This is a genomic window from Novosphingobium subterraneum (assembly GCF_000807925.1).
Lineage (GTDB): Bacteria > Pseudomonadota > Alphaproteobacteria > Sphingomonadales > Sphingomonadaceae > Novosphingobium > Novosphingobium subterraneum.
Window position 1 is genome coordinate 1 of the sequence record NZ_JRVC01000034.1, and the last position, 21,263, is coordinate 21,263.

16 protein-coding genes and 3 pseudogenes are annotated in these 21,263 nt (G+C 59.9%); 8 read left to right on the forward strand and 11 right to left on the reverse strand.

All coding sequences use genetic code 11. The features are described from left to right. Positions 1 to 207: 207 nt before the first annotated feature. Positions 208 to 458: pseudogene (locus tag NJ75_RS25240) on the reverse strand (integrase core domain-containing protein); the annotation flags it as partial. 138 nt (positions 459 to 596) lie between these two features. Between NJ75_RS25240 and NJ75_RS21905 the strand changes: the two are divergent. Further along, positions 597 to 1,838: pseudogene (locus NJ75_RS21905) on the forward strand (IS110 family RNA-guided transposase). Between the two features lie 207 nt (positions 1,839 to 2,045). Here NJ75_RS21905 and NJ75_RS21910 read toward each other — a convergent pair. Continuing rightward, positions 2,046 to 2,593, reverse strand: a pseudogene (locus NJ75_RS21910) (IS3 family transposase); the annotation flags it as partial. Between the two features lie 60 nt (positions 2,594 to 2,653). Here NJ75_RS21910 and NJ75_RS21915 point away from each other — a divergent pair. The 5 genes from NJ75_RS21915 to NJ75_RS21935 all read left to right on the forward strand — a co-directional run bounded on the left by NJ75_RS21915 (position 2,654) and on the right by NJ75_RS21935 (position 9,128). Next, positions 2,654 to 3,706, forward strand: a complete 1,053-nt coding sequence (locus NJ75_RS21915) for an IS110 family RNA-guided transposase (RefSeq protein ID WP_039338337.1) — start codon at positions 2,654 to 2,656, stop codon at positions 3,704 to 3,706. 695 nt (positions 3,707 to 4,401) lie between these two features. Beyond that, positions 4,402 to 4,929 carry a DUF4402 domain-containing protein gene (locus NJ75_RS21920; RefSeq protein WP_052242752.1) on the forward strand — a complete coding sequence of 176 codons (528 nt, stop codon included), beginning with the start codon at positions 4,402 to 4,404 and terminating at the stop codon, positions 4,927 to 4,929. A gap of 81 nt (positions 4,930 to 5,010) precedes the next feature. After that, positions 5,011 to 5,445, forward strand: coding sequence for a hypothetical protein (locus NJ75_RS21925; RefSeq protein WP_039338338.1), 435 nt, complete (start codon positions 5,011 to 5,013; stop codon positions 5,443 to 5,445). Between the two features lie 13 nt (positions 5,446 to 5,458). Beyond that, complete coding sequence (locus NJ75_RS21930) at positions 5,459 to 6,364, forward strand: fimbrial biogenesis chaperone (protein WP_052242753.1); 906 nt, start codon at positions 5,459 to 5,461, stop codon at positions 6,362 to 6,364. A 1-nt stretch (position 6,365) separates the two neighbouring features. After that, positions 6,366 to 9,128 carry a collagen binding domain-containing protein gene (locus NJ75_RS21935; protein ID WP_039338339.1) on the forward strand — a complete coding sequence of 921 codons (2,763 nt, stop codon included), beginning with the start codon at positions 6,366 to 6,368 and terminating at the stop codon, positions 9,126 to 9,128. A 64-nt stretch (positions 9,129 to 9,192) separates the two neighbouring features. On the opposite strand, the gene NJ75_RS24850 is transcribed toward NJ75_RS21935, so the two are convergent. Beyond that, complete coding sequence (locus tag NJ75_RS24850) at positions 9,193 to 9,483, reverse strand: hypothetical protein (protein WP_039338340.1); 291 nt, start codon at positions 9,481 to 9,483, stop codon at positions 9,193 to 9,195. A 187-nt stretch (positions 9,484 to 9,670) separates the two neighbouring features. Between NJ75_RS24850 and NJ75_RS25460 the strand changes: the two genes are divergently transcribed. After that, positions 9,671 to 10,108, forward strand: a complete 438-nt coding sequence (locus tag NJ75_RS25460) for a DUF4402 domain-containing protein (RefSeq protein ID WP_169745761.1) — start codon at positions 9,671 to 9,673, stop codon at positions 10,106 to 10,108. Positions 10,109 to 10,318: 210 nt separating this feature from the next. On the opposite strand, the gene NJ75_RS21945 is transcribed toward NJ75_RS25460, so the two are convergent. From NJ75_RS21945 to NJ75_RS21960, 4 genes are all read right to left on the reverse strand, one after another. After that, positions 10,319 to 11,407: a GGDEF domain-containing protein gene (locus tag NJ75_RS21945; protein ID WP_082013528.1), complete on the reverse strand. Its 1,089-nt coding sequence runs from the start codon at positions 11,405 to 11,407 to the stop codon at positions 10,319 to 10,321. Positions 11,408 to 11,888: 481 nt separating this feature from the next. Continuing rightward, on the reverse strand, positions 11,889 to 13,712 hold the full coding sequence (glmS, locus tag NJ75_RS21950) for a glutamine--fructose-6-phosphate transaminase (isomerizing) (RefSeq protein WP_039338341.1): 1,824 nt from the start codon (positions 13,710 to 13,712) through the stop codon (positions 11,889 to 11,891). Between the two features lie 332 nt (positions 13,713 to 14,044). Next, entirely contained in the window at positions 14,045 to 15,040 is a 996-nt protein-coding gene (locus NJ75_RS21955; RefSeq protein ID WP_052242754.1) for a M48 family metallopeptidase, read from the reverse strand. Positions 15,041 to 15,292: 252 nt separating this feature from the next. After that, positions 15,293 to 16,219, reverse strand: a complete 927-nt coding sequence (locus NJ75_RS21960) for a nucleotidyltransferase and HEPN domain-containing protein (RefSeq protein WP_039338344.1) — start codon at positions 16,217 to 16,219, stop codon at positions 15,293 to 15,295. Positions 16,220 to 16,781: 562 nt separating this feature from the next. Between NJ75_RS21960 and NJ75_RS24620 the strand changes: the two genes are divergently transcribed. After that, on the forward strand, positions 16,782 to 17,126 hold the full coding sequence (locus tag NJ75_RS24620) for a hypothetical protein (RefSeq protein ID WP_156135936.1): 345 nt from the start codon (positions 16,782 to 16,784) through the stop codon (positions 17,124 to 17,126). A gap of 514 nt (positions 17,127 to 17,640) precedes the next feature. Here NJ75_RS24620 and rfbB read toward each other — a convergent pair. From rfbB to rfbA, 4 genes are read right to left on the reverse strand one after another with little or no spacing between them, the layout of a single operon-like run. Next, the gene (gene rfbB / locus NJ75_RS21970; protein ID WP_039338347.1) at positions 17,641 to 18,696 is read right to left on the reverse strand and encodes a dTDP-glucose 4,6-dehydratase; all 1,056 of its coding nucleotides are present in this window, start codon (positions 18,694 to 18,696) and stop codon (positions 17,641 to 17,643) included. Beyond that, complete coding sequence (gene rfbD, locus NJ75_RS21975; RefSeq protein ID WP_039338348.1) at positions 18,689 to 19,546, reverse strand: dTDP-4-dehydrorhamnose reductase; 858 nt, start codon at positions 19,544 to 19,546, stop codon at positions 18,689 to 18,691. Before rfbD ends, rfbB begins: the two co-directional genes overlap by 8 nt. Next, positions 19,543 to 20,088, reverse strand: a complete 546-nt coding sequence (gene rfbC / locus NJ75_RS21980; protein ID WP_039338350.1) for a dTDP-4-dehydrorhamnose 3,5-epimerase — start codon at positions 20,086 to 20,088, stop codon at positions 19,543 to 19,545. The genes rfbD and rfbC overlap by 4 nt, the downstream gene beginning before the upstream one ends. Continuing rightward, a complete protein-coding gene (rfbA, locus tag NJ75_RS21985; RefSeq protein ID WP_052242755.1) occupies positions 20,085 to 21,005 on the reverse strand; it encodes a glucose-1-phosphate thymidylyltransferase RfbA in 921 nt (306 codons plus the stop codon). Before rfbA ends, rfbC begins: the two co-directional genes overlap by 4 nt. Between the last annotated feature and the right edge of the window lie 258 nt (positions 21,006 to 21,263).

The window sequence follows — 21,263 nt, forward strand, 5'->3', positions numbered from 1 at the left end:
CCAACTGACCGCCCAAAGCCCAAAGTGGGGAATTTTACTTTGCCACTTCCGGGGATTTTTACAGTGCCGTTGACACCGTGCGGCCCGCGCTTGATGGTGCTCATTGGATCAGTGAGTAGCCCCTAGATTTCTGGACGCCTCCTGCTTTAAAAATCTGCTATCTTTCTAGCTCGGCGCCTTGTTTGCAATGGGGTCAGGCTTGCCTGGCCCCATTGCAAAGATCGCTTTCGCGTAGCTGGCTGGGGTTTGGTATCCGATTGAGGAGAGGGGACGGCGAATATTGCAATCCTCCGCCCCCTCCCGGATCACGGCACAGGCATGATCGATGCCGTAGAACAGCGTCTCGTTGAGTATTCCACGTAACCGTTCTGCGTTGGCTTGCCCGGCGAGATGTGGTGCCACTCGATCTCGTTGTTCTTGTACCAAGCGAGGATCGCATTGGCGATGAACTCGGTGCCTTAGCACATTGGGAAGCGGCGCCATGATCGGCCAACAGGTCTCCAAAGTGACGTTGTCGACTCAACCCTTTGGAGACGGACCGACCATGACCAAGCGCAGTTCTACCCTCCGTCGACTCCGCATTGGTAGCCATCGATATGTCGAAGCACCGGCAGGAGGTATTGGTTGAACGCCCCGAAAGCGGCCGCCAGCGGCGCATGACGATCACGGCCACCAAGGCTGACTACGATTGCCTCGCCGACGAGCTCAGCAGCATAGGGCGCCCGATCGTCGTCGGCTTTGAGGCGGCCGGCAACTACCATCGCACCTTGGCGCACCGGCTGCTTTCCGCAGGTTTCGAGCTGCGACTGATTTAGTCGGTTGCCCTGCGCGCACCCGTGGGGCGCTGCACAATGGTTGAGAAAAGAACGATTCCAAGGATGCGCTGGTGATCCTGCACATGCTGCTGATCGGTGCCACGCAGCGTTACGTCGATCCGCTGGCGGTCGAGATCGACTACCTGCAGGAGATGCCGACGACCCATGACGCCATCTCCAAGGCCAAGACCCAGACCTGGCACCGGATCCTGACGCACTATCTGCCGTTGTACCTTCCAGAGATTGAGCGGTTCGCCGGCTATAGCCGGTCGGACTGGTTCCTAGCCCTGCTGGAGCGGTTTCCCACCCCAGCCAGCATGATTGCACTGGGGCAGGGAGGCTTCGCGCGTGAGGCTTGGTCGCTGGTCGGTCGCAAGGTCTTCAAGGCCCGTCTAATCAACGATATTGATGAGACCGCCTGCGTCTCGGTGGCATTGCGGGTCGACGAGGATTCGGTAGCGATCGCCATGTTCCGGATGGTCATCGCGCAAGCACGCAGCCTCGTCCGGCAGCGCGATGAGATTGAGCGTACCGCTCACACCTTGCTCTGCGTGAATTGAGATTATCAGCTCCTACGAATGATCCCCGGGATCGTACCGATCACGCGCTGACGATCGTCGCCGAGGCCGGCGACCCTCGCCGGTTCGCCCACCACTGCCAGTTCCTCAAGTTCTGTGGGCTTGACCTCGCGAATTGCCAGTGGGGCACATTCCGCGGGCGGACCAAGCTGTACAATTACGGCAACGCTCGGCTACGCTGCACCTTCTGGATGGCAACCCAGGTTGCCATCCGCCAGCGCGACAACAGCTTCCGTGACAAGCTTGGCCGCTATGTAGCCGGCCATGGCAATGACCCCGATGGCCGCCGCAAGGCGATGATCGCACTCACGGCCAAGATGGCGCGTCGCGCACGCTGTCATAAAGACGGGAGCCGAGTACCGCCCGTTCGTCGAAGGGGCGGACACCTGATGGAAGGACCCCTCTCTATCGTGCCGTGAGGGCGCTACGACGACCTTGTAGATAACGTTCGTGGCTTGCATCCGGCATCCGCATCTCATTTTAAGGACGGTGAGGATCACGACCGCCGAGGCCGCTGGATCCTGTGTTTGCTATGGCCAGAGCGCATACCTTGACGATGGAAGCCACTGAATCAGAACGCAATCAGCGCCGATCACCATCGGCGTAACGAGACCTGCTGGCTGTTTCCCGCCGCTGCTTCCCGACCTAGGACGTTGTCGCTGACGATCATGCCCGGCTTGCCGCGCCCGCCGATGATGTCGGGCAGTTCGCGCACCATTCGGTGCCCGAAGAGTGACGTGTCGGGTATCGCGGCGAGGCATTCCCTGGTCACGTTATCGGCGATGTTGAGCACGCGGAACCGCCTGCCGCAGGCGAACTGATCATGGACGAAGTCCAGGCTCCAGCGCGCATTGGGCCGGGCCTCGACGAGGATCGGAGCCGGTGTGCCGACGGCCCTGCGCCGTGTCCGACGCTTGTGAACGCCAAGACCTTCCTCCCGATAGAGCCGGTAGACGCGGTTGATGCCCGAAGGCTCACCTTCCCGCCGCAGCAGGATGTGCAGCCGGCGATAGCCGAACCGGCGCCGCTCGTTGGCAAGCTCGCGCAAACGGCGCGCAACTCCGTCTCCGGCGGCCGCCGGGACTGGTAGCGAACGCTTTTGCGATCAGCTTCAATGACACGGCACACCCGCCGCTCGCTCATCCCATGATGATCCGCGAGATGAGCAACCGCTCTGCGCCTGACAGCGGGCGTTACCAATAATGGGATGACCCGCCCTGTCCTTCCATCCACAGTCGAGCGATCAAGAAGGAGGATGCAATGAGCATACGGAACAAGCCAAGAGATGCAGCCGTGTTCGGCATCGACATCGGCAAGACGGTCTTTCACGTCGTCGGCCTCGATGCTTCTCACGCACCGATCCAGAAAGCCACCTTCAGACGGGAGACGTTGCTGCAGTTCTTTGAGCGTGCGTCGCCGGTGTTGGTGGGGATGGAAGCGTGTCCCGGTTCGCAGTGGCTTGCGCGCAAACTTCAAGCGATGGGTCACATTGTGCGGATCGTGCCGGCACAGTTCGTGAAGCCGTTCGTGAAGTCGAACAAGAACGATATCATCGACGCCGAAGCCATCGCAGAAGCGGTAACCAGGCCGACGATGCGCTTCGTGGAGATCCGGTCGCCGGAACAGATTGACCTGCAGGCTCTGCACCGCGTCCGGGACAGGATGATCGCTCATCGCACGCGACTGATCAGTCAGATGCGCGCCTTTTGCCTGGAATACGGCATCGCAATCCACCAAGGTGCCGGCAAGTTCAAAGCCGACATGCCACGGGTGCTCGGGGATATGGACAATGAGCTCACGCCCGCCATGCGCCGAATGCTGACTGAGGTATTCGGGGAACTCGGCGATCTCGAACAGCGCATCGCCGCCATGAACCGCGAGATCGAAGCTATCGCAGCGCGCAGCGATACGGCCCGTCGCTTAATGACTGTACCCGGTGTCGGCCCACTGGGGGCCACCGCCTTGCTTGCATCGGCCGGCACGGGGCGTCAGTTCCGCAAAGCTCGCGATCTGGCGGCATGGCTTGGGCTCGTGCCACGGGAGTACTCTACTGGGGGCAAAACGAGGCTGCTCGGCATCAGCAAACGTGGCAACAAGTACCTCCGGCGCATGATCATCCACGGAGCTAGATCCTGCGTGACGCATCTCGACCGAAGCCGGGACCGCCTGGGGCCATGGCTTGATGGGCTGGAACGCCGAATGCATAAGAACAAGGTCACCGTCGCCTTGGCAGCCAAGATCGCCCGCATCTTGTGGGTCGTGCTGACGAAGCCCGGTGCCAGTTACGAGCGGAGGGATCCAGCCTTCGGCTGATCTGGACCGCTACAGACTGCGAGGTTCGTGAGCGTGATGACGAAACAGTTGACCTGCGTATCGTAAGCTCCGTCAAAAAAACGGGCTACCAGCCCGAAGCATTTATCCGAGAACGATACGCGCGGATCTCATCAAGGCCTGGCCGCAACAGCGGTCCACTCGCGAGAGGCCGGATACATTTGTGCAGACTGGCACCGTCACCACCGATCGACCCTTGCATGGACAGGGCGGGTCATACATTTTTTGAGAGAAGATCCTTCAGCGCGGCGTTGTCCAGCATCGTAAAAGCTGATCAAATGGATGCACCCGACCGAGGTCCTCATTGCCGAAAGGCTCCTGCGCAGCGGGGGTCGTCCACGACATCACGACAAATTACAACGAGCCCGAAAAGTTAATCCAGATCGATGTAGAACGTGTAGAAACCGCTCTATTTCCTAGCTCCTTGCCCCTACGATAAGATGGTGTTGACAAAGTCAGCAGCCGGGTTTCGGCAACCACTCCCATAGAGTTGCGGTGCTAAATGCGCCAAGCGCGCCTGCTTGGGTCAAAAATTCGGAAGAGGTTTCAGATAGTTAATCGATACCTTAAACCCTTTAAGATTTGCTTATGTAATTTCCCTTAGGTCTTCTCGCGGGTCGGTTCGGACGTGCTGACCCAAGATCAGCGACTCTAGTCGGCGTACCAGGGGACTTGAAATGAGACATTATCTTGCCAGCGCGGCAATTGCCGCCGGGCTTCTGGCCGGAGGTTCCGCCTTCGCCCAGACCGCCGCAAATACCAGCAGTGCTACTGCGTCGGGGTCGGTCACCATCGTCCGCCCGCTGACGATCACCAAGAACAGCGACCTTGCCTTTGGCCGCATCGTGCGTCCGCGCACGGGCGGCACCGGTACGGTCACGCTGGCAAACACCGGCAACTCGGTTGTCGCCGCCAGCGGTGCCGTCGCACTTGCCAGCACCACCAGCCGCGCACAGTTCACCGTCGATGGCGAGGGAGGCCAATCGGTCACCACCTCGATCCCGGCGACGGTCACCCTGACCAGCGGGACCAACACCATCCCGGTAACGTTGCTGCCCGACTTCGGCAGCACGGTGACTCTCTCTGGCGCCCTGGCGGCCGCAGGATCCGCCACGCTCAACGTCGGCGGCTCGTTCAGCCTGCCTGACACACAGGCTTCAGGCGCCTACACCGGCAACTTCACGGTGACTGTCACCTATCAGTGATGGAACTTCGGGGAGCGTTGCCGCAACTGCGCGGCACCTCCCCGAGGCAGACGGCAACCGTCGGCGAGAGGGGGACAAGCCATGGACGCAGGATCGAAGGTTCGCATCGGGCAGATTGCCAGGGCGCTCCTCGCCGCTTGCGCGATCATGGCCTCGCCGGCGGTTGCCCACGCTGCACCAGCACCCGCATCGGCAGAAGCAGCCGTGGTCATCCTCGAGCCGGTTGGCGCAGGGTTCTCGTTCGACATCCTGAGCGATGCCGTTTCTGCGGTGTTCCTCAATGGCGATGCGGGAGATTCGGTCTCGGTGCTGATGTCACCGCGCAAGCCAGGCAAGAAGGGCATGCCCCGTGACGCCAGCGGCGTCCTGGTCATGGCAAGCGGCGTCTACCGCATTGACCTGCTGCAACCGGCCGCATCGGACGCACGCCTGCGCGGCGCAATGCGCGGCAGTGTTTCTGGGCGCGGCAATGTTCCAGGCGACAGCTCCATCCTGTTCCTCGCACAATTCAACTGAAGGTCATCGAGCCATGAAGCGCAACCTCGTGATGATGCCAGGCCTCCTGACCTTGCTGGCGCCGGCAATGGTGGCTGCCCAGCAGGCACCGCTCCCGATCGCCGCTCCCAAGGCGCAAGACGCCCAGGTGACCGTCCCGGTCCAGGCAGCCGCAGCCAATATCAACATTACGCCACGCCGCGTGATCTTCGATTCCAGCAAGCGTACCGAAGCGGTCTACGTGTTCAACCAAGGCACCACGCCGGTTACGGTTGACGTGGCGCTGGTCGACAACGCCATGCTGCCCTCTGGCGAGATCGTGCCGATGAGCCGCCTTGCAGAGCGTGGTGCCGAAGGTCTTGGCGCGAAAGTGCGCTCCGCCAAACCCTTCGTGCTTGCCGCACCCAGCCGCCTGATCCTGCCACCGGGCCAAGGCAAGACGGTTCGTGTTCGCGCCACCCTGGCCGACACCGCCACGACCGCGGAGTATCGCACGCACCTGACCGTCACCACGGTGCCTCCCGCCGATACGGGGCTGACTGCCGAACAGGCTGCTGCCGCCGAAAAGGGCGAGCTGGTTCTTCGCATTCAGTCCGTCTTCGGCATCTCGATCCCGCTGATCGTGCGGGGGGGCACGCCCGATGCAACCGGCGGAATTGGCGCAATAACGCCTTCCGCCACGCGCGATGGCCCTGCGCTTGCAGTAACCCTGCAGCGCAAGGGCACGACTTCGCTTTACGGCAATCTCGAACTGCGCACGGCCAAGGAAGTGGTCGGCGTGGCGCGGGGTATTGCCGTCTACCCGGAAGCTGATGAACGCCAGGCCCTCGTGCCTTTGCTCCGCCCGCTGAAACGAGGCGAAGTGATAACCGCCACATACAGCGCCGACGACGGCAAGAAGCCGGTCGAGATCACCAGCGGAAGCTACACCGCCTCCTGACATGACCACGACACTGGCCATTCTGGCCCTGGCCGCTGCCAACGGCAGCGCGCCAGCGGGACCGGCTGCATCTGCAAGCCCTGCCGACGAGAGTAGCGGCAGATCGGGCACGGCTTTGCCACAACCTGCCTTCGGCACCATCCGTGCGGACGGGCAAGACCTCCTGCTGTTTTCCGTGCAGCTTGACGGCACCACCATCAGCGAGGCGCTGACGGCGTACGGCGACCCCACAGACCCGCTGCTGCCGCTCGGTGAACTCACCCGTCTGCTTGAACTTCCGCTCGATATCGACGTTACAAATGGCGTTGCATCGGGCCGCATCGGCGAGAGCCAGCGTCCCATCACTATCGATCTGCGGTCAGGTCAGGCCCTTATTGGCGGCAAGGTTGTCGCGCTGATTCCGCCCGACAGCTTGATCTCCGAAACCGATATCTACCTGCGGGCCTCGCTGGTGGCCAAGTTGCTGCCGCTGAAGATCACGTCGATTGCCGACGAGATGATCCTCACCCTCGAAGCCTCGGAAAAGCTGCCCTTGCAGGCCCAGCGCGAACGCCTTGCCCGCATGGCAGGGCTTGCCGGCCAGCCGGAATCGCAGGACGATGCCATGCGCGTCGCAACGCCCTACCGCTGGATCGGTCCCCCCGCTTTCGATTTCACGACCGAGCTTGGCTACAACAGCGAAGGCATCAACGGCGGTGGCCGCTCTGTCACGCGCTTTGAAGGCCGTGTGGCGGGCGATCTGCTGAAAGCAGGCTTCAACGCCTGGATCGCCACCGACGACCACGGCGATCCGGTTTCGGCCCGCCTTGCCTTCACGCGCCGGTCCGAGGACGGACGACTGCTCGGCTCGCTCGGCGGCACGTCTGCCGCGCTGGGCGACGTCTTCACGCCCCCCCAGGTCGTCGGCGCACGCAGTCTTGGCGGGGCCGGTTTCACGTTCTCATCGTCGCGCATCGATGAGGCCAGCGTGTTCCAGCGCATCAACCTGCGCGGAGAACTGCCGCTGGGATATGATGCCGAGCTCTACGTCAACGATATCCTGCGATCCGCCCAGCGCGGTGCGGGCGTGCAGGGACGCTATGAATTCAACGACATCCCGCTGGTGCGCGGCCGAAACGCCCTGCGCGTCGTGCTCTATGGCCCGCGCGGAGAACGCATCGAACGCACCCGCGTGATCAACGTGGGAGGCGGCCAGCTTGCGGCGGGCAAGACGACGGTTGATCTCGGCATCGTTTCGCAGGACCGGACCGTGATCGACCTCTCTGATGCCAACCTCAGCGGCTTTGCCAAGGGCAAGGGCGATCTGCGCGCCACTTTCAACATCGCCCACGGCATAAGCGAACACCTGACTGTCGCGGCCGGTCTTTCGCGCTTCACCGACTTCGGCGGCACTTCACACGCCATCGGTTCGATTGGCGCGCGCCATTCGCTGCTCGGCCTTGCCGTGCAGACCGACCTTGCCAGCGACTTCACAGGCGGGCGGGCGATGTCTCTGGGCCTTGCCGGACGCATCGCCGGCGTAAGCTTCCTTGGCCGCCATGTCGAATACGGCGGGGGCTTTGCCGATGAGGCCAACACCGCTTTCGATCCGTCGCGCCCGATGCGCCGCTACAGCGAAGTCGTCTTCGACCTGGCGGTACCGCTGCCCGGCTCGCTTGGCCTGCCAGTCTCTGGGCGGTTCGACCGTGCCGAGTTCGTCGACGGCAGCCAGACCCTCTCGGCCCGGGCACGCACCACCGCGAGCGTAGGGCAGACCCTGTTCGCCATAGGCGCCGACTACAGCCACCGCACGCAGGGCAATTTCGCCGACACCCGCATCAACGCCAATCTCGGTGCGATGCGGCTGATCGACTACAAGTGGCAACTGCGCGCCACTGCCGATTTCGGGATCAAGCCAGGCACCCGGCTGGAAACGCTGGGTTTTGCCGCGGACCGGGCAATTAGCGATCGGTACAGTTTGCGCCTTGGTGCGACACGCAATTTTGCCGGGCATGATGCGGCCCTGCAGGCAGGGCTGACCGCGCGCTTGCCGATGGTGACCGCGACGCTGGGCGGCGACTGGTCCACCAGCCAGAACCGCTGGCGCGTGGGCGTACAGCTCAACTTCGGGATAGCACGCGACCCGCTCAAAGGCCGCTATCGCGTGACGCCGCCGGGCCCGGCCAATGGGGCCAGCGCAGCGCTCCTGGCTTTCATCGACGCCAATGCCAACGGCCGGCGCGATGAGGGTGAGGAAGCAGTGCCCGGCGTGGTCGTGCAGGGTGGCGGACTGAAGGCCGTGACGGATGGACAGGGCCGGGCGTTCGTGACTGGCCTCGGCGATGGCAACATGACTTCACTGCGCACCGACATCTCGGGGACCGACACCGTATTTGTTTCCCCTCCGCCACAGAACATCACGTTTGCTGCGCGTTCAGGGGGAATTGCGCGGATCGACTATCCGCTTGTGCCGACGTCCGAGTTGGTCACCCGCATCCGCTTCCGTGGCCGGGACGGGGCATTGAATGGCCTTTCGGCGGTGAAAGTGCGGCTTGTTTCGCCCAAGGGCGATGTCGCATCCGGCATGACCGAATTCGATGGCACGGTCGTGTTCGACGGGGTGAAGCCAGGCAAGTACGCAATCGAGATCGACGCTGACCAGGCTGCCCGCCTCGGCATGCGGCTGAAGGAACCGATATTTGCGACAGTGGGAGCGGATGGGAGTGTCGTTGACGTCAACGGTGAAGTCGCGTTCAACGAACACGTACAGATGGTGACGAGATGATAAGATATCTCTTCCTTGCGATCACGATCATCTTCTACGGACATGTCCCGGCATCGGCACAGAATTATACGGTGAATTCCGTTTCCGGCGGCAACCTCGGCACCATTGTCTCGGCAACTTCCGGTTCGAGCCAGATAGAAATCAGTGCGGGGAGCGGAGCGTCCGCTTTGATCTCAGGGAGCGCAGTAAGGCTCACCAATAGTCCTGCCAACTTCATTGTTTCAATATCCTGTAATGGCAATCCAAATTGCGACACTAGCAATGTGATTGTCACGTTAACGCCGTCAGGAAGCGCCCAGGGTCGGATTGGGTCCATCTCTGCTGTCACGGCATCAGCCGGGTCGGCAACAGTCATGAGTACTACACCTTTAGGAAATTCAACCGAAGTTGTAATTGGGCCAATTGGCCGAAATGGCAGCAAGACACTGCAACTCGGTTATACTATCTCAATTTCCGGCAACGAGGCCTCCGCTTCAACAGGATCCGCAACTGCAAGTCTGCTTGTTACAGCATCAAGGCCCAGTTCCGGAGGCTCGAGCTCAATGAGTGGAACGGTCGTTGCCACGGTGATCAGACCGGTGACCATTGGCAAGGTTGCAGATCTCCAATTCGGGAGCATCACCCGACCGGTAACCGGATCCGGTACAGTTTCAATCGATGGCACGGGGACAGTATCGGTAACCGGCACCGGTGTACGGCGGTTGCCTGTCCTAACGCCGACTACAGCCCAATTTGCCATCACAGGGGAAGGAGGGCAGGCCATCAGTGTAAATGTCCCTCAGAATTTTTCGTTGTCCGGACCAAGCGGGTCGCTCATCGTCAACACGACATCGATCGGTGCCGGTAACGTCACTCTACCTGGGAATCTCGGGTCCAGTGGACAAAGCGCCGTCATCGTTGGCGGATTGATCGTCCTGGATGCAAGCACGGCAGCTGGCATATTCTCGGGAAGCTTGCAGGTTTGGGTTCAATACAACTGAACTGCTGCGAAGTGTTGAACAGCCTCCGCAACCGCGAAGCGGGGCATTATGCGGTTGTGGAATGTCGATGTGTAGACGATCTGCCCGGCACAACCGCTTTTCTGTGGCAGAAGCTGTGGTCAGCTTTTAAAAACAGATCGGAAAAAGCGTGCGCCGGGAGCCGGATGGTCTTTGACACACTCTGCGGCGCCTGTCTGCTTTCTCTCCATTTTATGCCTTAACGATACAATTTCGTCCGCTATCCTTGGCCTTGTACAAGGCAAGGTCAGCTGCTCGGAGGGCCTCGCGCCGGTCATCGAACGCAAATACATTCGCAATGCCCGCTGAAAAGGTAACATGCCCGATCGGTTCATCGGTCAGCCGGTTTATTAGTTTGCGTGCAGCAAACTGTTTCCGTGTATCGTCAAGTTTCTGCCAAGCTTCATCCAGAGAGATTCCCCGAAATAACAGAACGAATTCTTCTCCGCCATGCCGCGCGACGTGACACTTGTCGTCTGAAATTCGAGTCAGAGCCTGTGCGATAGATTGTATGACACGATCTCCCGTATCATGACCGTGTTTGTCGTTAATACTTTTAAAGTGGTCAATATCGCAAAACGCAACACTTAAAGGCTCAATTTCGGATTGAGCAATACGGTATTGTGACTCAAACACGCCTTCAAAGGCTCTTCGATTTGCCAGGCCGGTCAGATGATCCAAATCGGCTTCCCTTCGGGCTTTTTCCAGACTTGCCCGCAAAGAGGAGGCTTCCTTCTCGCTTCGCTCCATCTCCTTTTCGATGCGATCCGTCCGTTCGATCATTGTCTTGGTGATCTCAACGAGGTTCTGCAGAACAAGGTCGTGAGTCAGGTTTGCCGACAGGTTAGAGGCTTGGGCATGGAGCACCTCGCCGTATTCCTTGGTGCTCTTTTTTGCAGAGCTGGACGTATGCTCAAAGACGGCAAGCGTGCGCTCGACCTTGGCGGCAAGGCTGTCCAACTCCTCTGACTTCCCAGGAAGTGCGGAGACGGCATAATGGTCCATCATCGATTGGGTGATTTTTTCACCTGCAGCTACTTTTGCCGAGATGGTGCGCGCCAAGCCGACTACCGCGCCTGAAAACGCGGCGTGCGCCGTGAGCAGATTTGCCTGGCTTACTTCAAGCCTGTTTCCAAGGAGGAAATCCGAGATTCTTTCGAGCAATTCGCGATCTGCGTGGCTCGCGAGAGTCTCCGATGTCTTTTCGGCCTCTGGTGGCAAGGGGCTTTCGCTAAACCACCGTAAGAATCCAGATCCGGGTTTCACGCTCACATTCTCCATTACAGGCCTGACATAGCCAGGAGATCCACTTCAAAGGTTCGTGATCCTTTTAGCTCGGCGTGGTAAAGTTTGCTTGCGGCTACCACTACGAAGCTACCGGCATATTTCAATTGAACTCGTTAATAGTCGAGCTACGGGGAGAGTCGGCTAACTGAGGAGATGTCCCGCTCCGTCGAGCGCAGCCGTTGCTCGAACCGGGAGAGACAAGTGATTGTTTGGCTGAGTTTCCACGGAACGTATGGTGCTCGCAGATTCGAGATGCAGCACCGATTTCAGTTCAGCCTTTACAGAGGTCGGCCGGGTTTCGGTCTCTTAAGGATTCTCCGATTTTGCTCGCATCGGTCGAGCCGGAGTAGCACCTTTATTATCGAGTGTCGCGCAGGCTAATGAGGGATTGATGCAAGGCGGGAATCTGTTCGTTCTGCGTTGGTGAGACAAGGAGCGCCTGATACGAGTGCCCGGTCAAACGGTGCCGGTCCGCTTACTCGACAGTGACCGACTTCGCCAGGTTGCGCGGCTGATCGACGTCAGTGTCCTTGGCCACGGCGACATGGTAGGCGAGCAACTGCACCGGCACAGCATAGACCAGCGGCGCGATCAGCGGGTGGACCTTCGGCATCTCGATGGTCGCCAGGCATCCTTCGCCCGCTTCGGCAATGCCTTCGGCGTCCGAGATCAGCACGACCTTGCCGCCGCGCGCGCGCACTTCCTGCATGTTGCTGACGGTCTTTTCAAAGAGCGGTCCGGAAGGCGCCAGCACGATCACCGGCACAGCCTCGTCGATCAACGCGATGGGGCCGTGCTTCATCTCGCCGCTGGCATAGCCCTCTGCGTGGATATAGCTGATTTCCTTGAGCTTCAGCGCTCCTTCCAGCGCCAGCGGATAATCCGGCCCACGGCCAAGATAGAGCACGTCGCGCGCAGGCGCGATCAGGTGCGCCATGCCGGCAATCTCCTCGTCGTGGGCAAGCGCAGCGTTGAGGCAGGCCGGAGTCTCGACCAGCTGCTCGACGATCTCGGCCTCTTCCTCACGGCTGAGCCGCCCGCGCTTGACCGCAAGGTGCGCCGCGAGCGCCGCCAGCACGGCGAGCTGACAGGTGAAGGCCTTGGTCGAGGCTACGCCGATTTCCGGCCCGGCATGGGTCGGCAGCAGCAGGTCCGCCTCGCGGGCCATCGAACTCGTCGGCACGTTGACGACGACGGCGATGGTCTGCCCCGCGGCCTTGCAATGCCGCAGCGCCGCCAGCGTGTCTGCCGTCTCACCGCTCTGCGAGATGAACAGGGCAAGGCCGCCCGGCTCGAGCACGGGATCGCGGTAACGGAATTCCGATGCCACATCGATGTCCACCGGCAGCCGCGCGAACTGTTCGAACCAGTACTTTGCGACCATCCCGGCGTAGAAACTCGTTCCGCAGGCGACGATGGTCACGCGGTTGATGCTGGCGAGATCGAAGTCGATCTGCGGCAGCGCCACGGTCTGCTCCACCCGGCGCAGGTAGGAGCGCAGCGTTTGTGCCACCACCACCGGCTGCTCGAAGATCTCCTTCTGCATGAAGTGGCGGTAGTTGCCCTTCTCGATCGCGGCTGCGGTTGCGCCCGAGGCGACGATGGGACGCTCGACCGGATTGTTTTCGGCATCGAAGATCTGCGCGCCATCGCGGGTGATCACCACCCAGTCGCCCTCTTCGAGATAGGTGATCCGCTGCGTCAGCGGGGCGAGCGCCAGCGCGTCCGATCCAAGATAGGTCTCGCCCACGCCATAGCCCACCACCAGCGGCGAACCGAGACGCGCACCGATCAGCATGTCGTCATGGGTGCGGAAGGCGATGGCAAGGGCGAAGGCCCCGCGCAAGGTCGGCAGCACGGCCTTGACCGCGTCCTGCGGCGAAAGCCCCGCCTCGACCTGTTCGGACACGAGGTGGGCGACGACTTCTGTATCGGTCTCGCTTTCGAACGTGCGGCCGCGCGCGATCAGCGCTTCGCGCAGCGGCTTGAAGTTTTCGATGATGCCGTTGTGGACCAGCGCGACTTCACCCGTGGCATGGGGGTGCGCATTGCTGGTCGTCGGCGCGCCATGCGTTGCCCAGCGGGTGTGGGCGATGCCGATCAGGCCCGAGGCCGGATTGCGCGCCAGTTCCGCCACAAGATTATTGAGCTTGCCCTCGGCCCGCCGCCGCACGAGCTGACCGCCTTCGACAGTGCAGATGCCCGCCGAGTCATAGCCGCGATATTCCATCCGCCGCAGGCCATCGACCAGCCGGTCTGCCACCTGTTCCTTGCCGGCGATTCCGATGATTCCGCACATTTGGGGATGGGCTTTCGCATAAGAGTTACGTCACATGGACGCCCGGCACATTGGCCGCGCGATCCTTGGCTTTGGTGTTGCCGCAGGCCGCTTTCACTGCCCCGTTGCCGGTATGGACCAGTCGCTCTCTAATCCCCAATCCGGAAATTGACACCCCTTAGATGAGGGCGTGCCAGGCGAGGAACTTGCTTGATGCAGGCCGGTCCAGCCCCCAAAAATGTGTCAGAGCCCATTTCCTCACGGAGAAGTCCGAAACAAGAACGAAAACTCAACTCGCCGGTTACGCGCCGACGATGCGGGGAGACAGAACGGGTTCGTGCCGATGCAAGGATCTATGGGGCGTGAGCTTTCGTATTGTTTCCGGACGATGGGGCCAGTCCTTCAATCTCGCGCCGGATCGCCGTCGCCCTTGCGGAGGCAGAAGCGTGCGTCGGGCTTCGCAGGATTCCCCCGCTGTAGCGTTTTCCTGGTCCTTCCCAGAACTGTACTGCAAGCTCGGGATTGTAACCGGCATTGGCCAACAGGTGGACGCTCAAGCGATCAGCTTCATCTTCTGCAGCGCGGATAAGCTTGCCGCTTCTCCCATAGGCAGACAGAGCAGTGTATCTTACATTCAGGCTCTCGAGCTTTTGGCGGTGCCCGAGAACCACGTGTGCCAGTTCATGGGCCGCAATGACGGCCACAAAATCGTCGGTTTGATCATCGAGGAAATGCGCCGAAAGCTGAACAATTTCTCCGTCTGAGAGGCCGAGGTCCGCCTTGTCGAAGGTTACTTCCCAGCGAGCTCGACAGGTCCGTTGAGGTTGCAGCGAGACAACTCTCGGTGCTGTCTCCCCATTGCGTTGTATCGTGATGTTGATAGGCGCATCGGCAGCTTGCATAAGCAGCAATCGCTCTGCCTTGTCGCGATCCATGCTGCTACGTTTGGCGGAGCCGTCCAAGGGCAGTGCGATATCGTTGATTGCGACTATTCCATCACCCACTTTCAAGCCTGCAGATGCTGCCGGGCTATCAGATAAAACCAGTTCGACTGCTACCGGGGCAGGGAAGTACCCCGCTTGGGCCAACGATGCCGCAAAGTGCCTGTCATATTGACTTTGCGCATGCAGAATGAGTCCCGTGAACGGCATCTGGTTACGGCAAATGGCGGCGTTACCGGTAATCAGCCTGCGCATGATCATCGACAGTCGCAGATCTTGCTCCCTGACTGCATAAAAGGGCTCAAGCGTGTTTGCCCTCTCCAATGGCGCGCGCGCTGCAGTGGGATTGGCAAGCTGAAGCGCTGCCACAATGGCAACGATGTGGTGCTTCCTTAATCCATTGTGCATCCCTGGATCCGCTCCGGATGTTCGAGTTCTGGCTAAGGCACAGCTTGACTTAGCGTCATAATGACTTCGGTTCGCCGAACCCGCGCAGGCCGTCGACCGTCGTCCAGCGGCATCGACCGGACAAATCGTGCGTTATCCTCCAGTGCGCGTAGCACTGCTCTTTGATTTGCTGAGAACCCGATTTTGGCCGGTCCGGCCACTGGACGCGCGAAAACCGGCCTTTCCGGGGAAATGATGCTTGGCCGCCAAGGATCATGCTTTTGATGCCTTTGCTTCCAACAGGGTCAGGCGCTCGACACAGACCGTGTGCACCACGCGGCCCAGTTCCTCGACCTGCTCACCGAGCCAGGACAATTCCTCGGCGGTAATGCGATAGTGCCTGGAGTAGCGGGCCTTGACGTAGGCCTCCTTGAGTTTCTCGAACATCGCGCGCTGCTTCCGGTTATCCGAAGGCCAGACGTAGGTCAGGCGACGATCAATCCGTTCCGCCTGAGTGCGTAGAAACGAAAGGTTGTGCACGTGCGGTGTGTAGAATGTGACAACTAAGAGCACGCAATGGTAGAGGCGCTCAGCCGCTTGGTGGAGGTCGAACGCAGCCTTTCTGAGATCGCCGTCACCCACTGCATGACGAAAACCTCTCACAAAACTTTGGGCGCTGGGGATCCAATCCTCGAAATACTCTTTCGCCATTGCCAGCGCCTGCTCTGGCGTCTTGGGCTTGGGGCTGTGCAGTTCGGTATCGTCAGCCTCGTAAAGCGCGATGCCGTCCCTGGCGACGTCCATGAAGAAGTAGCGGCCATGCGCGAGCCCATCGTTCACCTCACCTAGCGTGTGGACGATGAAGTTCACCGGGGTCTTCAATGTTCCGGTGATCCCGTACTCTCGCATGAGGCGGTCATCGAGCCGGGACCAGTACTTGACCCGGTCGGTCAGGTCCTTGTGGTTGACGATGATCAGCAGGTCGAAGTCCGACTTGTACCCCTTGGCAGTATGGGGTTCATCGACCCAGCCTCCGCGCGCGTAGCTGCCATAGAGAACGACCTTGAGTATCCGCCTGGCTTTGCGGCGCGCTTCGCTGGCGCAGGCAGTCACGTCTTCGAACTCCTCGAAGATCAACTGCAGCACCCGCTCCAGCTCGCGCCGCTTGTTGGCGGGAAGATGATCAAGATCGCGTCGCATCACAAAAGTTACCCTGTCGTTCCCAACCCGGAATGGCAAGCGCGCGACGGGACCCTGCCGACCGCCGCTGCATCAAACCGACCTCCGTCTTCGAGTCCCCCGCTCCACTCCGCGCCAACCCGGATTGTGGACATGATTGCTCATAAAGTAGCATCCGAAAGCTCGGGCAAGGACATCACCGGAACAGTCACCGAATCCGTGGCGACCAAGTGCCGACTAGTTGTGGAGGAATTTGCTTTCAGTTCAGGCCAACGCTTCGATGGACATACCATCGCCGGACGAACAGCTCCAAGGATTTAGAAAGAAACGACTATTCCCGTGTCTACGCTACGGATCTCCAGCCTTCCAGTCGCTGCATCGCGGCAGCCGATCCGAAGACAATCCCGATGGCAGCACAATCAGCGATCCAGTCGATCCCGTCTGAACTGCGCCTAAGGGCAGGCAACAGCTGAAGACATTCGATCAGGGCCCCAAGCGTAGCGAGAGCCAGGGCAAGCACCAACTTGCGCTGCTTTGGAAAGGCGATGAGTGAGAGCAACGAGAGGCATCCAAACGCTATTACGTGCTCAATCTTGTCGCCAATCCCCAATGCCGGAGGGGAAGGAGTGAGGGCAAGAGCAACGATAGCAGTGGCGGTGAGGCAGAACAGGGTGAGGAACGCAAATCGCGTGTATCGCTGCAAAATCATCTTGGTCCCAATTGCTTAAGGGAAATATTCCTCGACCTTGCAGCCGGGGAAGAGGCGGGGCAAGAAGTGGTCGAGCAAAGCTGCCTGATTTATGCAACCGCCTGTCGATCAGGCGTTGCGGCACCGGCGGGCGCAAAGAAGTTCTTACCTCAGATGCAGGTCAAACTGCACCGGGCAGGGTTAGGGACCGCTCGTGGTGTGATTCCGGGTGCAGATTGAAGTGATCGCGTGAGGTGGGGGCATGCGGCGTCCCGGCCAAGCATTCAGATTCTGGAAAAACCTGAGAAACCAAGCGTTTATCTGAAAGCAAAAACCGCATGGTCACTGCCATGGGACTGACTATGCGAACATGCTTCGGCCGCTCGTGAAGAGCGAGCTTTCTGCGCAATCATTGAGGCTCTTTTACAAGGCTCGATACAGGTCTCGGCTGGACGAAGCAAACCGGCATCAGGGGCTGCACAAGCACGATTTCGATAAAAGTGCGATCGGCGTCGTACCCTGTGAGCACCCGAAGCAAAGACATGGGACGGGGAGGGCACCAAAAGTGATCCGGGATGGCTTGGCGCACTGCTGGCAGGCTTGGCTGCGGCCCGCGTAAAACTCATCTTCAGCCTGTCTGAGCGAGCCGACGGCTTTGCAGAATGACATGAGCTATCATTGTCATCAAGACCTGGGCTCGGCCAATCCTTGGCATCTGTCGCAGGCATTCCGGCCTGATCTGACCGCCTTGGTGCTAAGCTGCCACCAATGGCCGCCACCAAGCCTCGTTCTCGAGATACCAACGGACCGTCTTGCGCAGGCCGCTTTCGAAATCGTGCTGCGGTACGTAACCGATCTCGGATCGCGCCTTGGTCTCGTCGATGGCGTAGCGCCGGTCGTGGCCCTTGCGGTCTTCGACGAATGTCTTCAATTCACTGGTCTCCCGCCCCTTTGCCGCCGGAGCGTCCGGATAACGTTCTGCCAGGCCTTCGATCTCGGCGAAGGCAAGATCGACTTCCGCGCAGATCCGGTCGATAACCGCCATGTTGGGCAATTCCTCGCCACCCCCGATATTGTAGACTTCGCCAGCCTTGCCGTTCAGCAGTGTTGCCTCGATACCGCGACAGTGATCCTCGACGTAGAGCCAGTCGCGGACATTCATACCGTCGCCATAGATCGGCAGCGGGCGTCCTGACAGAGCATTGAGTAAGAACAGGGGAATAAGCTTTTCGGGATAGTGATAGGGACCGTAATTGTTCGAGCAGTTGGTCGTGGTAACATCAAGGCCATAGGTATGATGATAGGCCCGAACGAGGTGGTCCGAGGCCGCCTTGGATGCCGAGTAGGGCGAGTTCGGCTGAAACTGCGTGGTCTCACGGAACGCCGGATCATCGGGCCCAAGCGATCCGTAAACCTCGTCTGTCGAAATATGATGAAAACGATGCGCGCGTCCACTGCCGCTATCGAGCCAGACCTGTCGCGCGGCCTTGAGCAGGCTGTTTGTGCCAAGGATGTTCGTGTCGATGAACGCGTCGGGTCCGCTTATCGATCGGTCTACATGGCTTTCGGCAGCAAAGTGAATGAGCGTTGCGATATTGCGTTCGCGCAGCAGCTTTTGGACCAGATCGGTATCGCGTATGTTGCCTACGACCAGTTCGGCCTGTTCGACGTCAGCAATGGTCGACCGATTTCCGGCGTAGGTAAGGCAATCCAGGACGATGATCGCATCGTCAGGGTGCATCTTGCTCCAATAATGGACGAAATTGCCGCCGATAAATCCGGCACCTCCGGTGACAAGCAGGTTAGGCAAGGGATCTTTCCTCTTTGAGCATGGTCCGCAGGTTCCTGCGCCAATGTACCCATTCATCACCAAGTACGGCCCTGGTAGAACTGACATCGAGGACCGAGAATGACGGGCGTCGTGCAGGCGTTGGGAAATCGGCTGTAGCAATCGGCACGATTTTCGGAATGCGCTTCAGCATGCCCAGAGCTTGTGCCTCTTCGGCGATGGCGATTGCGAAGTCATACCAGCTGGCAACACCTGCATCGCGATGATGAAAAATGCCCGGTTGGTTGTGCAGTGCCAAGCCCCAAAGCGTCCGCGCAAGTCCGGTGGCCCAGGTCGGCGATCCGATTTGGTCGGCCACAACGCGCAGTTCGTCGCGTTCGCGCATCAGTCGAAGCATGGTCCGTACGAAATTGGCGCCACCCGCAGCGTAGACCCAGCTTGTTCGCACGATGATTGCATCCGAGCCTGCGCCATCCTCGCCGGCGGCCTTGCTGGCGCCGTAAACCGAAAGCGGGTTTCGCACATCACTCGGGCGATAGCCATGACCACCGGTTCCGTCGAACACGAAATCGGTCGAGACCTGCACGAGCCGTCCACCTGTGCGTGCGAGAACCTCAGAAAAGACCCGTGGGGCCTTGGCATTGATGACATGCGCCAAGACCTGTTCAGTTTCGGCCTTGTCGACAGCTGTGTAAGCAGCTGCATTGATCACGACATCGGGCCGTTCGGTCCCAACAATGCGGACGATTGCATCGGCATCGCCAAGATTGAGTCCTGCGCGACGATATCCGATGCAAGTCCATCCTTCCGGAGCAGTTTCCAAAAGGGCCTTCCCGACCTGGCCGTCGATGCCGGTTACGAGGGCTTTCATGGAAAGGGCGTCACCTGATCGAGCGAGAGGCCAACGGCATCCTTGGCCGAAAGCTTCGGCGTAATTCCGTCAAGTGGCCATTCGATTCCCACCGCACGGTCGTCCCAGGCGAGGCAGCTCTCGAACTGCGGCGCGTAATGCGCGGTGCACTTGTAGAGGAAATCCGTGTCATCCTCGAGTGTCAGAAAGCCGTGGGCAAAGCCTTCTGGCACCCAGAACATGCGTTTGTTCTCTGCTGAGAGAACGACTCCTGTCCATTTCCCGAAATCTCGCGACGAGCGGCGCAGGTCGACCGCGACGTCGTAGACAGCGCCGCGTGCCACGCGCACCAGCTTGCCTTGCGGGTGGGGATTCTGGAAATGCATGCCGCGCAAAACGCCCTTCTGCGACCGGCTATGATTGTCTTGCACGAATGTCAGATCAAGTCCCGCCGCAGTGAATGCGGCGCTGTTCCAGCTCTCAAAAAAGAAGCCGCGTTCGTCGCCAAAAACCTTGGGTTCGATGATAAGTGGACCTTGGATGTCACATTCGATAATTTTCACAGCGAACCTTTTTGCGTCAGAAGTTGCAATAGATATTCGCCATATCCCGATTTGCGCAACGGTTCGGCAATTGCTTCAAGTTCGGCATCACTGATGAACCCCTGTCGCCACGCGATTTCCTCGGGGCAGCAGATTTTCAGGCCCTGCCGTTCCTCGGTGATGCGGACATAAGTTGCTGCATCCAGCAATGATCCGTGTGTGCCGGTGTCCAGCCAAGCGTAACCCCGCCCCATGATCTCGACCGAAAGCGCACCCTCGTTCATGTAGAGCCGGTTGAGGTCGGTAATCTCCAGTTCGCCACGCTGCGAAGGTTTGAGCTCGCGTGCACGATCCACCACCGTCTCGTCATAAAAGTAAAGACCAGTCACAGCATAGTTGGATTGTGGCTGTGCCGGCTTCTCTTCGATCGAACGTGCGCGGCCAGCCTCGTCGAAGGCTACAACACCATAGGCTTCGGGATTGTTGACGCGATATGCGAACACGCTCGCTCCGGTCTCGCGCCGATTGGCATTCTGCAGCAGCTGCGGCAGGCCATGACCGTAGAAGATGTTGTCCCCCAGCACCAGCGCGCTGGGCGCGCCGCCGACAAATTCCGCGCCGATATGGAAGGCCTGTGCAAGGCCGTCAGGTTTCGGCTGGACGGCATAGGACAATGCGATTCCAAATGCGGATCCGTCACCAAGAACGCGCTGGAACTGAACCGCGTCCTCGGGAGTGGTGATAATCAGGATGTCGCGAATACCCGCCAGCATCAACGTGCTGAGTGGATAATAGATCATCGGCTTATCGAACACCGGCATGAGCTGCTTGGATACCCCGCGCGTCAACGGATAGAGGCGGGTTCCAGAACCACCAGCAAGGATGATGCCCTTGCGAGAGCTTTTACAGGATTTCGTCACGTTTCGAAGACGCTCCATTCTGCACCGCGGTAGCAGCGCACGCTCTTCCGCAGAGCAACAGTCAAAGGGCAAAAACTGGCTTGAAAGTCAAGGAGCATCCCTTGCAGCAAGTTCAATGTCTTGGCCCTGCTTCAAGAACCGGCGTTTCATCTGGTTCCCGCAACCAGACCTATATCATATCCAATACCCGGGGGCGGTGCTGCGGCCCCTGATATGGGCTTGCAGTATTCCCCCTGACTGCGCGGCGCGCCATCGCGCAGGTTGAAGGTCCGGCAT